This is a genomic window from Bacteroides sp. Phil13 (genome assembly GCF_001940965.1).
Classification (GTDB): Bacteria; Bacteroidota; Bacteroidia; order Bacteroidales; family Bacteroidaceae; genus Bacteroides; species Bacteroides intestinalis.
In genome coordinates, this window is record NZ_MSHA01000063.1 from 1 (window position 1) to 14,350 (window position 14,350).

The window sequence follows — 14,350 nt, forward strand, 5'->3', positions numbered from 1 at the left end:
TTACCTATAAAGTAACGGCTCTAAAAAGGTGAGGATTTACAAATGAATTTTTATTATTCTTTATTTTTTTAAATTTATAAATTTAAAGTTTTTTTATTATGAACAAAAAATTTCTAAGTGCAATCCTGTTCGGAGCTTTAATGGTAGGTTCTACAGGAACGTTCACGTCTTGTAAGGACTACGATGATGACATCAAGGACCTGCAGGGACAACTGGACAAGAAAGCTTCACTTGATGAATTGAACTCTAAGGTAAGTGCTTTAGAGGCTGCCATCAATGGAGCTAAGACTGATGCGACTGCTGCTAAGACTAAAGCAGAAGAAGCACTGACCAAAGCTCAAGAAGCATTGGACAAAGCTGGACAAGGGGGCTCATCTGCAGAAATCGAAGCTCTGAAAGCAGCTTTGGAAAAAGCACAGTCTGATTTGCAAAAGCAAATCGACAAATTGGCTTCTTTGGATGATGTAACAGCAAAAGTTGCTGCTCTGAAAAAAGAGCTTGAAGCAGACTTTGTTACTGATGAGAAGTTGCAAGCTTTATCTACAAAGGTTCAAACTTTGACTGATGAAGTAGTTAAATTGATCGGTCACCGTTTGACTAGTCTGGCTGTAATACCGACTACTCATATTAATGGTATCGCTGCTATCACTTTCACTACTTTGCAATATACTCCGCAGAAGTATCAGATAGTAGCTGACCACGAATCAGAAGTACATGCAACAACTCCGGTTCTTGACCACGTTAATGCTGCGACTAAAGCTAATTACATTTCTACGGAAAAGAATAAAGCTTACTTCCATGTAAGTCCGAGTGTAGGTATCCGTACTCAAGATATCAAATTGCCTTCATTCGATGGTTTGAAGTCTGAGAACATCATAACCAGAGCAGGTGTTGAAATTACTAACAATAAGCCTATCGAAGTTACTGGATATAGTATCAACGAAAAGGGTGTATTGGAAGTTACATTCAAGAAAGAAAAGAGCTTCTTGAATACACAGCTTAAGACTTCTAATCCGACTGGTACTAAGGAGTCATTCTATATGGCTTCTTTGAAAGCTCCTATTGCAGAAGCTAACTACACAGAAGACGAAGCTAAGGATCTTGCAGCTGGTAAGATTGATGGTGTTTATGTAAACTCTGAATATGCCCGTATCGAGGAACTCATCAAGTTACCTTATCTTGCTAACATGAGAACTGATTATAGCAAGACAACTACTGGTAACTTTGCTGATGAAACTCAGACTGATGCTAACGGCAAATTCTATGTTCACTATCATGACTCTATCTGCCTGTATAAGTCTGATGCAAACTCTTTGATCGATGTTTACCAGCCCTACGACAAAGCTCTTGATCTGAAGACATTGGTGAAAGTTTGTGTAAGTGATATCAATAACGATCATAGCAAACATGAAGGTTTGGATAACTATGCTGACTATGGTTTGGCATTCCGTTTCCGTTTGGCTAATGCTGCTTACATTCCGCAGAACGATAATACAAACAAGACTGACCAACAGAAGTTTGCTCAAATCGATTCTCCTGAAAGTGGTATCATGACCTCTAAAGTATATAACATTCCTGAATCAGCTACAGCTGTAGGTCGTGAGCCTATCGTTTGCGTATCTTTGATTGATACTCAAAACGGTAACGCTTTGATCGCTCAACGTTATATCAAGATTAAATGGACTATGGAAGGTAAGACTCTGTCTGTTCCATTCCAGCCTACTCTGTTCAATTGCACTGTTGAAAACCGTGTTAATACAGAAATGATGAACACAATGATCTACGACAAGGCTAAGACTGGTGGTATGACTAAGAATGAATTCCATTCTATCTATACTCAGTTCGTAGATGGTACAGGTGCTGGTACAGCTATAGATATCGCTAATCCTGAAGAAGGTGTTGAATCTCACAATATCTTGTGGACATTGTCTGAAACTGATCTGGGCGTATTCTGGCCTACTCAGCAAGAAAAGACATTCACTAAGACTGTGACTTACAAAGATCCTAAGGGTATCAATGCTGACATTACAGTTGTAATGACAAGAACTATCTACATGCCTGCTCTGAACGTTTGGGGCCATATGGGTACTTACTGGAAGGGTGACAAGGTATATGAAGTATTCAACATCAACCCGATCGTTTACGGTACTAAGGAATCTAACCCGGCATGGAACGTAGTTACAGGTACCAACCCAACATGTAACATCTATACTGACCTATTGAATGGCTTCTTGGATGACAGATATAAGAAACCGACTGACGGTGCTGCAGGTGTAGTATATTACACTGACAAGAATGTAGCTGGTAAGAAATTCTACTATCCTTCTTTCGGTCCTGCACAAGCTGGTGCTACTATGGGAGCTAACTCTAATGGTATCTATTACAATGATCTGGGTGTAAGATTTGTATTTGACAAGGCAAGAATTGCTAACTACAAGTATACTTGGAAAGACGGTAAAGAATACACAGCTACGTTGAAGAACAATGATACTGAATTGTGGATCAACGGTCAATTGGCTGCAACTATTGTGAACCATGCAGCTAACCTGTTGAACGCAGCTGAACAAACTTACAACATTAAGTTGGAAGAAGCTGTTCCTGCTCATCCTGTTACTGACTTTACTAATCAGCCGACAGAAGCTGCTAAAGCATTGGTTGGTAAACTTGTTCCTATCAATTTGGTAGCTGATATCTGTGGTAATGGTAAGAATGTAACTACAGTTAAGCAATATGAAGCTAACATCATCGAACCGTTACAGGTTAAGAAGGGTGAAATTAAGAACTTCATCGATGCTCAGAACGAAGGTAGTACAATTGATGTAACTGACGCATTCACTTACTATTCTTGGAATGACAACAACCAGGTTGTTGCTAAGACTGGCAAGGGTGACTTAGCAGAAAAACTGTATGAGTTCTACCAAGTAAGAGAAGCAGGTTGGCCGTTGGTAGCTGGTTCTAGCACTTTGGATGTAACTAAGATCAAGACTAACTTGAAACCTGAAGGTGGTAACTTGGAACCTGTTGAAGGTTACACTCAAGGTAGCTTGCCTGCAAACGTTGAGATTAAGTACGAACAGAAACTTGTTGATGGTAAATTGAAAGACGTTCTGACTTATTACAACTATAGCGGTACTCCGGTTAACAAGGCATACAAGCTGTTTATCCCGGTTGAATATGGCTACAAGTGGAAGACTCTGATCAATGTTTATGAAGTGACTGTAGCTCCTAACTCAGGAACTCCTGGTAACTAAATAAAGATTAGATACTAAATAAAAAGAGTATGTCCTTCGGGGCATACTTTTTTTTAAATGAAACAACTACTCTGTGAAGAATAGTCCTTTTTTTCACCATCGTGAAAAGTAAAATGTTGTTGTGTGAGGCTGTACCCAGTGGGAGACAGCCTCACTCTTTTTATAGCCATTCACTCTAACTACTCAAAAAAAGCGCTATAACAAACAAATGGAGGACAAGAAAAAGGCGGTAAAAATGCTTAAGCATTTTTACCGCCTTCTTTATAATAGAACACTAATTACTTTTCCGGTGTCTGTTCCAATGTAGCTACCAAGAAATCATAGAACTTGGAAACTGTCGGAATCAAAGCACGTTCATCCGGTGAGTGCGGAGAGCGCAACGTTGGTCCAAAGGAAATCATATCCAATCCCGGACAGTTAGCACCAATAATACCACATTCCAAACCCGCATGAATTACTTTCACTGCCGGTTCTACACCGAATTGTTGCTTATAAGACAACTTCATGGCGTGCAGAATAGGAGAATCCACATTAGGCTGCCAACCGGAATAACCTCCGCTTAATTCCACCTTCATACCAGCCATAGCAAAACAAGCAGTCAGGCTGTCAGCCAGAAATTCTTTCATTGTATCGCAAGAGCTACGTGCCAGGATACGAACTTCTGCTTTGCCACCACCAATAATAACAATAGCCAGATTAGAAGAAGTTTCCACTGTATCAGGCACAGTAGGAATCATACGCATCACGCCATCCTGACAAGCCATCAATACATTAATCATATTGTCTTGAATTTCCGCAGGAACAATAGTTGCAGGAAGCTCAACAGATTCAACAGTCAGAGTGATACCGCTTTCAATCGGAGCGTATTCCGCATTGATCTGTGCTTCATATTCCTTAATATAATCTTCCAGCCCTTCTGTATCTTCAGGATTAAACACCAATACAGCACATGCTTCACGAGGAATAGCATTACGCATATTCCCACCCTCAAAACTTGCCAACTGAGAATCAAATTCAATCAAGACATCATGCACTACGCGAGCTAAGAGCTTATTAGCATTTCCACGACCCTGATTGATCTCCAAACCGGAGTGACCACCACGCAGACCTTTCAAAGTAACCTTACGGGCTACAAGATCGGCAGCAGGTGCTTCTTCTTTATATTCCAATGTAGCAGTCAGATCGATACCACCGGCACAGCCAATGTATAATTCACCTTCATCTTCAGAATCAAGATTCAACAGGATTTCACCTTTCAGTGTACCCGGCTTCAAGCCGAAAGCACCATACATGCCTGTTTCCTCGTCTTTCGTAATCAAGGCTTCCAGCGGGCCATGTTTCAGACTGTTATCTTCAAGCACAGCCATAATAGCTGCAACACCCAGACCATTGTCTGCCCCCAATGTAGTACCTTTAGCTTTCACCCAATCGCCATCGATATAGGTTTCAATAGGATCTTTTGTGAAATCGTGAACAGTATCATTGTTCTTCTGAGGCACCATATCCATGTGCGCCTGAAGAATGACGCCTTTGCGGTTTTCCATCCCCGGAGTAGCAGCTTTACGAATGATAACATTGCCTATTTCATCGACAAATGATTCCAAGCCTAAGCCTTTTCCAAAATTAACAAGGAACTCGGTTATCTTCTCCATGTGTCCGGACGGACGGGGAATTTGAGTCAGCGAATAAAAATGCTTCCACACATTCTGTGGAGCTAATTGCAAGATTGTACTCATAACATTTTAAAAGTTAGTTTTCGCAAATATACATTTTTATTCCCAAACTATGCAAGAACCTAAACTTTTTCCTGTGAAAAACCAACATTGCAGTAAGCACAAAGAAACACCCGGTGCCTACCAAACCTGTACCATCTCCGTACCATCTCCATACATATACAACCGAATTTGGTACGGACTTGACACGGACTTGGCAGGGAGTTGGTAGGGTTCGGATGCGCCCCCTACATTAACGAATCTATTTTGAACGATTGACCAATGACAGATGCAACCATCCATAAATACCCAGTACAATAACCAGCAATGTCTGTATACCATGCACTATCAACGCAAAAACTCCTGCATCGGTAGCATTGACACCATATAACATCATCATAGTAATAACAGCAAAGTGCCAGGGACCTGCACCATTGGGAGTAGGAACAATCACTGCGAAAGTGCCGCCCACAAACATCACCAAGCCTGCCAGAAAGCTCAGATGCTCAGTAAAAGAGAAGCAATAGAAAGTGATATAGAAGTGATAAAAATAGCATATCCATATAAGTAAGGTATAGAGAATGAAAAGTGGTATATTCTTTACACTCTTCAACGACATCACCCCTTCCCATACATTCAACACCACGCCTTTTACTTTCTCAAAGAAAGAAAGCATGCGCAGAAGAAAATAAAGTAATACCAATACACCAATGATACTAAAAAGAACAACATAAAACCAGGGAGACGTCACCAGATGCACCAGCGAAGGAACTTTGGTACCCGTCTCTTCAAAAAAACGAAGGAAGACAGGCATCTGTATCAGAAAAGTAATCCCGGTAATCACAAGGATGGTCAACGTATCTATCAAACGCTCCGTTACCACTGTTCCAAGCGATTTGGCAAAAGAAACATCATCATATTTGGCAAGTACTCCGCAACGGGAAACCTCTCCTACCCGAGGAAGAATAAGATTGGCTGCATAAGAAACAAAGATAGCATCTACACAATCACCCGACTTGGGATAAGCACCAAGCGGGGCAAGTGTTTGCTTCCAACGCCAGCCACGAAACACATGACTCATCACACCAAAAAATAAAGAAAACAACATCCATCCCCAGTTCGTTCCATGCAGAAGTACTTCTTTAGCGCGTGCAAAATCAAAATCTCGATACACCCAATACAGGATAAAACCGCCCAAAGCGACCGGCAAAAGGATCTTCAGTGTCTTTTTTAATAGTTTATTCATGCAGAATTCGTTATTCTTCATCGAAAAGGATTACCTTTGCGAGCTGCAAAGATAGTGCAAATAGGAAGCAGAACAAAAGAAGCTTGCTTATTTTTAATGCTGAAGTATGGCCTATATTCGCGGAGCAAAGAGAGTGCAACAGTAATGATTGAGTGGATAAATGAGACTAGTAAAGCCTAAAAAGTTTCTCGGCCAACATTTCCTGAAGGACCTGAAAGTGGCGCAGGACATAGCCGATACCGTAGACGCATGTTCCGGGCTTCCTGTATTGGAAGTGGGTCCGGGCATGGGGGTATTAACCCAGTTCCTGGTAAAGAAAGAACGTCCGGTGAAAGTAGTAGAACTGGATTATGAATCTGTTGCCTATCTACGTGAAGAATACCCGTCCCTGGAAGATAACATCATCGAGGATGACTTCCTGAAAATGAATCTGCAACGCTTGTTCGACGGGCAGCCTTTTGTACTGACAGGAAACTATCCTTATAATATTTCGAGCCAGATTTTTTTCAAGATGCTGGACAATAAGGAACTGATACCTTGTTGCACCGGTATGATACAGAAAGAAGTAGCCGAACGTATTGCTGCCGGTCCCGGAAGCAAAACATACGGCATTCTGAGCGTATTGATACAGGCATGGTATCGTGTGGAATATCTTTTCACCGTACATGAGCATGTATTCAACCCACCGCCTAAGGTGAAAAGCGCTGTCATTCGCATGACACGAAACGAAACTCAAGCCCTCGGCTGCGATGAAAAACTATTCAAGCAAGTGGTGAAGACCACTTTCAATCAACGCCGCAAAACCCTGAGAAATTCGATAAAACCCATACTCGGCAAAGACTGCCCACTGACGGAAGATGTTTTATTCAATAAACGACCGGAGCAACTATCGGTACAACAATTCATTGATCTGACCAACCGGGTTGAACAGGCTTTGAAAGAGATTAGAGAAAAAAGTAATGAAACCAATGAATGATATTTAGCAGGCGGAGTTCCAGCACTACGCTGATAAATTATCATTAAAGCAAGAGGAGGAAGATTATGGAAATGGACGAAGAATACATTGACAACGTCAAAAACCTCATAGAGCAAAAAGACGCTGAAAACGTCAAAGCGCTCCTGATAGACTTACATCCTGCGGACATTGCTGAACTGTGCAATGATCTGAGCCCGGAGGAAGCACGGTTCGTATACCGTTTGCTGGATAATGAAACCGCAGCAGACGTATTGATGGAAATGGATGAGGATGTCCGTAAGGAATTCCTTGAAATACTTCCTTCTGAAACCATTGCCAAGCGCTTCGTGGACTACATGGACACGGACGACGCTGTAGACCTGATGCGTGAGCTGGATGAAGAGAAACAGGAAGAAATTCTCTCACACATTGAAGACATTGAACAGGCAGGAGACATCGTAGACTTGTTGAAGTACGATGAAGACACCGCCGGTGGTTTGATGGGTACGGAAATGGTAGTCGTGAATGAGAACTGGAGTATGCCGGAATGTCTGAAAGAGATGCGCCAGCAAGCTGAACAGTTGGATGAAATTTACTACGTCTACGTCATTGACGATGAAAACCGCCTGCAAGGAGTGTTCCCGCTGAAAAAGATGATTACCTCCCCTTCCGTATCAAAGGTGAAGCACGTGATGCGGAAAGACCCGATTTCTGTGCATGTCGACACATCCGTGGATGATGTGGTACAGATTATCGAAAAGTACGACTTAGTAGCTGTTCCCGTTATAGATAGTATCGGACGGCTAGTAGGACAAATCACCGTAGACGACGTCATGGACGAAGTGCGTGAACAATCGGAACGTGATTACCAGTTAGCATCCGGTTTGTCTCAGGATGTAGAAACGGACGATAACGTAATGCGTCAGACGAGTGCCCGCCTGCCATGGCTTATTATTGGTATGCTCGGTGGTATTGGTAACTCCATGATTTTAGGTAACTTCGATTCAACCTTTGCTGCCCATCCCGAAATGGCACTCTACATCCCACTGATCGGTGGTACGGGTGGGAACGTGGGAACCCAGTCTTCGGCTATCATCGTACAAGGCCTTGCCAACAACTCACTGGATGCCAAAGATATTTTCAAACAAGTAACAAAAGAGTCTGTAGTAGCACTAATCAATGCCACTATTATTTCTCTATTAGTGTATATATATAATTTCGCCCGGTTCGGTGCAACCGCTACCGTCACCTATTCCGTTTCCATCAGTCTGTTTGCCGTAGTTATGTTTGCATCTATCTTCGGCACGCTGGTTCCTATGACTCTGGAAAAGTTGAAGGTAGACCCAGCCATCGCTACCGGTCCGTTTATTGCGATTACCAATGACATCATAGGCATGATGTTATATATGGGAATTACCGTACTTCTCTCCTAAAACAAGAAAAAAGAAAAAAAACTCAGGAAAAAAGTATGAAGTAATTGTTTTATTTCATTAATTTGTGACCTAATGTAACCCGAACGGGTAAAACCGTTTCTTAAAACGTATGTACAATGATGGACACTCATGACACTAATCTCCCCGAAAAGGCGGTAGAATTAGAAGAAGAAAAGAAAGCAGCCGAGGTTTCAGAGCCGGCTCTGACCGAAACTCCGGCTGAAGAAGCAACGAAGGAAGAAAAGCCGGTAGAAGCTATACAGAAGCTAAACAAGGAGGAAATCCTAGCTAAGCTTAAAGAGGTTTCCGCAGATGTGGAAAATGCCGGCAAACAGGAAATAGATGGTCTGAAACAGGCTTTCTATAAGCTGCATAATGCCGAACTGGAAGCAGCGAAGAAACTATTCATCGAAAACGGGGGAACAGCAGAGAATTTCATTCCGACAGCAGATGCTGTTGAAGAGGAATTCAAGAACATCATGTCCGTCATTAAAGAGAAGAGAGGTGCATTGTCAGCCGAACAGGAAAAACAGAAAGAGCTGAACCTGCAAATCAAACTTTCCATAATAGAGGAACTGAAAGAACTGGTAGAATCACCCGATGATGCCAACAAATCCTATACGGAATTCAAGAAGTTGCAACAACAGTGGAATGAAGTAAAACTGATTCCGCAAGCTAAAGTCAACGAACTATGGAAGAGCTACCAGCTCTATGTAGAGAAGTTCTATGACTTGCTGAAGTTGAACAATGAATTCCGCGAATATGATTTCAAGAAGAACCTGGAAATAAAAACGCACTTATGCGAAGCTGCCGAAAAACTGGCAGAAGAACCGGATGTAGTATCAGCATTCCATCAGTTACAGAAACTGCATCAGGAATTCCGTGATACGGGTCCTGTTGCCAAAGAACTGCGTGACGAGGTATGGAACCGCTTCAAAGCAGCTTCCACAGCCGTAAATCGTCGCCACCAGCAACACTTCGAAGCATTGAAAGAGGTGGAGCAACATAACCTCGATCAGAAAACGGTAATTTGTGAAATCATTGAAGCAATAGACTATAATGAGCTGACCAACTTTGCAGCCTGGGATAATAAGACACAGGAAATCATTGCTTTGCAGAACAAATGGAAAACCATCGGTTTTGCACCGCAAAAGATGAATATAAAGATATTCGAACGTTTCCGTAAAGCATGTGACGAGTTCTTCCGCAAAAAAGGAGATTTCTTTAAATCCCTGAAAGAAGGTATGAACGTAAATCTGGATAAGAAACGTGCCCTTTGCGAAAAAGCCGAAGCTCTGAAAGACAGTACCGACTGGAAAGCAACTGCTGACGAGCTAACCAAACTGCAGAAAGAATGGAAAACAATCGGTCCGGTAGCAAAGAAATATTCCGATGCAATATGGAAGCGCTTCATTTCGGCTTGCGACTACTTCTTTGAGCAAAAAAACAAGGCAACTTCTTCTCAACGTTCCGTTGAAATAGATAACCTGAACAAGAAGAAAGAGATCATCGAAAAGCTGGGTGCTATTGATGAGAATATGGATACGAACGAAGCCACACAGTTGGTACGCGAATTAATGAAGGAATGGAACAGCATCGGTCATGTGCCTTTCAAGGAAAAAGACCGCTTATACAAGCAATACCACGGACAAGTGGATAAGTTGTTCGACCATTTCAATATCAGCGCTGCCAATAAGAAACTGAGTAACTTCAAGTCTAATATTAGTAACATTCAGGAAGGTAGTCCGCAGTCGCTCTACCGCGAACGTGAGAAACTGCTACGTGCAGCAGATGCCATGAAAAATGAATTGCAGACATATGAGAATAATCTCGGTTTCCTGACGACTTCTTCCAAGAAAGGTAACAGCCTGCTGACGGAATTGAATCGCAAAGTAGAAAAACTGAAAGCAGATATTGAGTTGGTAAAACAGAAAATCAAAGTTATCGACGATTCTATCCGTAGCGCCGAATAATTGAAACCCACATACAAAGAGAGGCTGTGTTGGCAATGAACACAGCCTCTCTTGTTTTATCACAGGTTCTATTAATGATGGAACAAACGGATACCGGTGAATGCCATGGCAATGCCATATTTATCACAGGTTTCAATCACATGGTCATCACGCACCGAACCACCTGCCTGGGCAATATATTCCACACCAGTCTTATAAGCACGCTCAATATTATCGCCAAATGGGAAAAAGGCATCTGAACCAAGGGATACTCCTCTCAGTGTATCCAGCCATTCACGTTTTTCTTCGCGAGTCAGCACTTCCGGCTTCTCTGTAAAGAACTGTTGCCAAACGCCATCAGCCAACACGTCTTCATGATCGTCACTGATATAAATATCAATCGTATTATCACGGTCGGCACGACGGATTTTCTCTACCCAAGGTAAATTTAAGACTTTCGGGTGTTGACGAAGATACCAAATATCGGCTTTATTTCCAGCCAAGCGGGTACAGTGGATACGGCTTTGCTGCCCTGCCCCGATACCGATTGCCTGCCCATCCTTCACATAACATACAGAGTTGGACTGTGTATACTTTAAAGTGATGAGAGCTATCATCAAATCACGCTTTGCAGCATCCGGAAAACTCTTGTTTTGAGTAGGAATATTAGCAAACAGCTCATCGCCATTCAGTTTTATTTCATTACGGCCCTGTTCAAAAGTGATTCCAAACACATCTTTGCGCTCAATCGGAGCCGGTCTATAATTCGGATCGATCTTAATTACATTATAAGTACCTTTACGCTTATTTTTCAGGATTTCGAGCGCCTCATCCGTATATCCCGGAGCAATAACACCGTCTGAAACTTCCCGGTTAATAAAACGAGCGGTTGCTGCGTCACAAACATCACTTAAAGCGATGAAATCGCCATAAGACGACATACGGTCAGCACCACGGGCACGTACATACGCATTAGCCAACGGAGAGAGAGGCAGATCATCCGCAAAATAGTTTTTTTTCATGATCTCATCCAATTCCAGACCAATAGCTGCACCTGCAGGACTCACATGTTTGAATGAAGTCGCCGCCGGCATACCGGTAGCTTCTTTCAGTTCTTTCACTAACTGCCATCCATTTAAGGCATCCATAAAATTAATATATCCCGGACGTCCATTCAGGACTTCAATAGGCAGTTCCCCCTCCTGCATAAAAATACGAGCCGGCTTCTGATTAGGGTTACAGCCGTACTTGAGTTCTAACTCTTTTGCCATAGTTTTAATTATTTGAATAGAATTGCCGCAAAATTACTAAATATAAAGCAAAATCAATCATTATAAATCCACAACAACGCGGATAAGTACGCAGTTGTTTCCTTTCATGGAAATTCCGTTTCCCCAGATGGAAACTTTGTTCACTCCACACGGTAACTCCATTTACACGCCGGGGTAAAAGCCGTTACATACCGAGGTAAAGCCCGTTACATGCTGGGGTAAAGGCCGTTACATACGGCAGTAAATGCTTTTACATCTTGCAGTAAATCATTGGTAAATGCTATCAATTGATTATCAATAAGCTAACAAAAAAATAGTCATTAGCAATCTTTACCTCATCCCCGTACTGGTCACTTCATTAGCATTCCCTAAGAGATTAGTTCCGCCAATGGGTTCATAATTATCGTTGTATGCAAAAAAATGCGACTCTGTTCTGAAAGTTTAGAGAATCAATACATTATAGTCTCTCTGAAAATCTTTATCTTTGCAAACCGTTTGAAAACAAAAGTGAATAATTAACGATACAATAACTTAAAAATAACCAGAATCAGATGAAGCAGGACATGATTGTTATCCTTGACTTGGGTAGTCATGAAAATACGGTATTGGCTCGTGCCATCCGTGCGTTAGGTGTATATAGTGAGATCTATCCTCATGATATAACCGTTGAAGAACTGAAAAAATTGCCCAACGTAAAGGGTATTATTATTAATGGCGGACCGTGCAACATAGTAGACGGTGTTGCCATCGATGTAAATCCGTCCATCTACGAGGCAGGAATCCCTGTGATAGCTGCCGGTCATGACAAAGCGACTTGTGCAGTGAAACTGCCGCAATTCACGGATGATATCGAAGCCATCAAAGCAGCGGTTAAGCCTTTCGTCTTCGAAACGTGCAAGGCCGAAGCTAATTGGAACATGACTAACTTTGTAAACGACCAGGTTGAATTGGTACGTCGTCAGGTCGGCAACAGAAAAGTATTGCTGGCCCTTTCCGGCGGTGTCGACAGTTCTGTAGTAGCAGCCCTGTTGCTGAAAGCAATTGGTGACAACTTGGTATGCGTACATGTAAATCATGGTCTGATGCGTAAAGGCGAGTCCGAAGATGTAGTAGAAATGTTCGGCAATCAACTGAAAGCAAACCTCATTTATGTAGACGCTACCGAGCGTTTCCTTACCAAACTGGAAGGTGTGGAAGATCCCGAACAGAAACGTAAGATTATCGGCGGAGAGTTTATCCGCGTATTCGAAGAGGAAGCGCGCAAACTGGACGGAATCGACTTCTTAGGTCAGGGAACTATCTACCCCGACATCGTGGAAAGCGGAACAAAAACAGCCAAGATGGTGAAATCTCACCACAATGTAGGCGGCCTGCCGGAGGATCTTCAGTTCGAACTCGTAGAACCGCTTCGCCAGCTTTTCAAAGATGAAGTACGTGCTTGTGGTGTAGAACTGGGCCTGCCTTATGAAATGGTTTATCGCCAACCGTTCCCCGGTCCCGGTCTGGGTGTCCGTTGTCTGGGCGCTATCACACGCGATCGTCTGGAAGCTGTACGCGAGTCCGACGCTATCCTGCGTGAAGAGTTCAGGATTGCCGGATTGGATAAGAAAGTATGGCAATATTTTACCGTGGTACCTGACTTCAAGTCAGTTGGTGTACGTGATAATGCCCGTTCCTTCGAATGGCCGGTTATCATCCGTGCTGTCAATACGATTGACGCAATGACCGCTACTATCGAACCGGTAGAATGGCCTATCCTGATGAAAATTACAGATCGTATCCTGAAAGAAGTGAAACATGTGAATCGTGTTTGCTATGATATGTCTCCGAAACCCAATGCTACCATAGAATGGGAATAAAAAAACTTTTTAGATGATAAATTGATAGCCTCAGCTTCTTATAAGTTGGGGCTATTTTAGTATTTAGGAGGAGAGAAATAAAAAAAGCTGTGAACTTATTATGTTCACAGCTTTTCCTTCGTTGGGCTACCTGCCCACTGGTCCTATCTTTAATTTCACTTAAAAATCAGCCATTTAAGTTGTAGTACTTATTCATGTGCCACCGAATTAGCCACCGAATTTAACTACAAACCCTAAAATCAGTCCTTCAATTGCATTTCATATTAGCAAGACAAAGGTAGAAATTAATTTCGAACAAAGAGACAAAAACGGATAAAAATCGTATTTAATTTTATTACCTTTGCAAAGACATCAGTCACTAATTAACTCAAAAAAACATGAATCATCAAACAAACAGCTACGGAACGAACCGCGACAATAAACGAAATATCTCTTTTACACTCATTGGAATTTTTACAGCATGCCTTATAAATGTTACTGCATGTAGCCCTACCCTTGAAGAACCTCAAAGTGATAAGTCTCTGAAAGAAGTGATTGATGATTGGGAAGACAACGGAAGTGTTAGCACACTTCCAGACAGTGTAAGAGATGCCACTCACGAAGACAGTGTAAGACTTGGCTTGATACCCTAATACTCCTGATGCAATCCCTGCGGCCGGAGGGGCAGTGGT

Annotated in this window: 9 protein-coding genes; 6 read left to right on the top strand and 3 right to left on the bottom strand. The window is 42.3% G+C overall.

The annotated features are described in order from the left end of the window. The first annotated feature begins 98 nt into the window (after nt 1-98). A complete protein-coding gene (locus tag BWI44_RS11920) occupies nt 99-3,251 on the top strand; it encodes a PspA/IM30 family protein (RefSeq protein ID WP_138293389.1) in 3,153 nt (1,050 codons plus the stop codon). 278 nt (nt 3,252-3,529) lie between these two features. On the opposite strand, the gene BWI44_RS11925 is transcribed toward BWI44_RS11920, so the two are convergent. Together BWI44_RS11925 and BWI44_RS11930 are read right to left on the bottom strand one after the other, a co-directional pair. Continuing rightward, a complete protein-coding gene (locus BWI44_RS11925) occupies nt 3,530-4,987 on the bottom strand; it encodes an aminoacyl-histidine dipeptidase (RefSeq protein WP_195210054.1) in 1,458 nt (485 codons plus the stop codon). Between the two features lie 238 nt (nt 4,988-5,225). After that, complete coding sequence (locus tag BWI44_RS11930; RefSeq protein WP_115502302.1) at nt 5,226-6,209, bottom strand: lysylphosphatidylglycerol synthase transmembrane domain-containing protein; 984 nt, start codon at nt 6,207-6,209, stop codon at nt 5,226-5,228. Between the two features lie 160 nt (nt 6,210-6,369). On the opposite strand from BWI44_RS11930, the gene rsmA reads away from it, so the two are divergent. From rsmA to BWI44_RS11945, 3 genes are all read left to right on the top strand, one after another. Then, complete coding sequence (gene rsmA / locus BWI44_RS11935) at nt 6,370-7,185, top strand: 16S rRNA (adenine(1518)-N(6)/adenine(1519)-N(6))-dimethyltransferase RsmA (protein ID WP_195210055.1); 816 nt, start codon at nt 6,370-6,372, stop codon at nt 7,183-7,185. A 71-nt stretch (nt 7,186-7,256) separates the two neighbouring features. Beyond that, nucleotides 7,257-8,597 carry a magnesium transporter gene (mgtE, locus tag BWI44_RS11940; RefSeq protein WP_085930054.1) on the top strand — a complete coding sequence of 447 codons (1,341 nt, stop codon included), beginning with the start codon at nt 7,257-7,259 and terminating at the stop codon, nt 8,595-8,597. 116 nt (nt 8,598-8,713) lie between these two features. Further along, nucleotides 8,714-10,570 carry a DUF349 domain-containing protein gene (locus BWI44_RS11945; RefSeq protein ID WP_044532194.1) on the top strand — a complete coding sequence of 619 codons (1,857 nt, stop codon included), beginning with the start codon at nt 8,714-8,716 and terminating at the stop codon, nt 10,568-10,570. Between the two features lie 71 nt (nt 10,571-10,641). On the opposite strand, the gene BWI44_RS11950 is transcribed toward BWI44_RS11945, so the two are convergent. After that, nucleotides 10,642-11,820: a phosphoribosylaminoimidazolecarboxamide formyltransferase gene (locus BWI44_RS11950; RefSeq protein ID WP_044532195.1), complete on the bottom strand. Its 1,179-nt coding sequence runs from the start codon at nt 11,818-11,820 to the stop codon at nt 10,642-10,644. A 551-nt stretch (nt 11,821-12,371) separates the two neighbouring features. Between BWI44_RS11950 and guaA the strand changes: the two genes are divergently transcribed. Together guaA and BWI44_RS11960 are read left to right on the top strand one after the other, a co-directional pair. Next, the gene (gene guaA, locus BWI44_RS11955) at nt 12,372-13,679 is read left to right on the top strand and encodes a glutamine-hydrolyzing GMP synthase (protein WP_118223971.1); all 1,308 of its coding nucleotides are present in this window, start codon (nt 12,372-12,374) and stop codon (nt 13,677-13,679) included. Between the two features lie 377 nt (nt 13,680-14,056). Further along, nucleotides 14,057-14,311, top strand: a complete 255-nt coding sequence (locus tag BWI44_RS11960; protein ID WP_195210056.1) for a hypothetical protein — start codon at nt 14,057-14,059, stop codon at nt 14,309-14,311. Nucleotides 14,312-14,350 lie beyond the last annotated feature (39 nt).

Excerpts from the sequence above, each read along its gene's own strand:
- BWI44_RS11960 (WP_195210056.1), top strand. The coding sequence starts at position 14,057 with ATGAATCATCAAACAAACAGCTACGGAACGAACCGCGACAATAAACGA.
- BWI44_RS11920 (WP_138293389.1), top strand. The coding sequence starts at position 99 with ATGAACAAAAAATTTCTAAGTGCAATCCTGTTCGGAGCTTTAATGGTA.
- mgtE (WP_085930054.1), top strand. The coding sequence starts at position 7,257 with ATGGACGAAGAATACATTGACAACGTCAAAAACCTCATAGAGCAAAAA.
- BWI44_RS11930 (WP_115502302.1), bottom strand. The coding sequence starts at position 6,209 with ATGAATAAACTATTAAAAAAGACACTGAAGATCCTTTTGCCGGTCGCT.
- BWI44_RS11925 (WP_195210054.1), bottom strand. The coding sequence starts at position 4,987 with ATGAGTACAATCTTGCAATTAGCTCCACAGAATGTGTGGAAGCATTTT.
- BWI44_RS11950 (WP_044532195.1), bottom strand. The coding sequence starts at position 11,820 with ATGGCAAAAGAGTTAGAACTCAAGTACGGCTGTAACCCTAATCAGAAG.
- rsmA (WP_195210055.1), top strand. The coding sequence starts at position 6,370 with ATGAGACTAGTAAAGCCTAAAAAGTTTCTCGGCCAACATTTCCTGAAG.
- guaA (WP_118223971.1), top strand. The coding sequence starts at position 12,372 with ATGAAGCAGGACATGATTGTTATCCTTGACTTGGGTAGTCATGAAAAT.
- BWI44_RS11945 (WP_044532194.1), top strand. The coding sequence starts at position 8,714 with ATGATGGACACTCATGACACTAATCTCCCCGAAAAGGCGGTAGAATTA.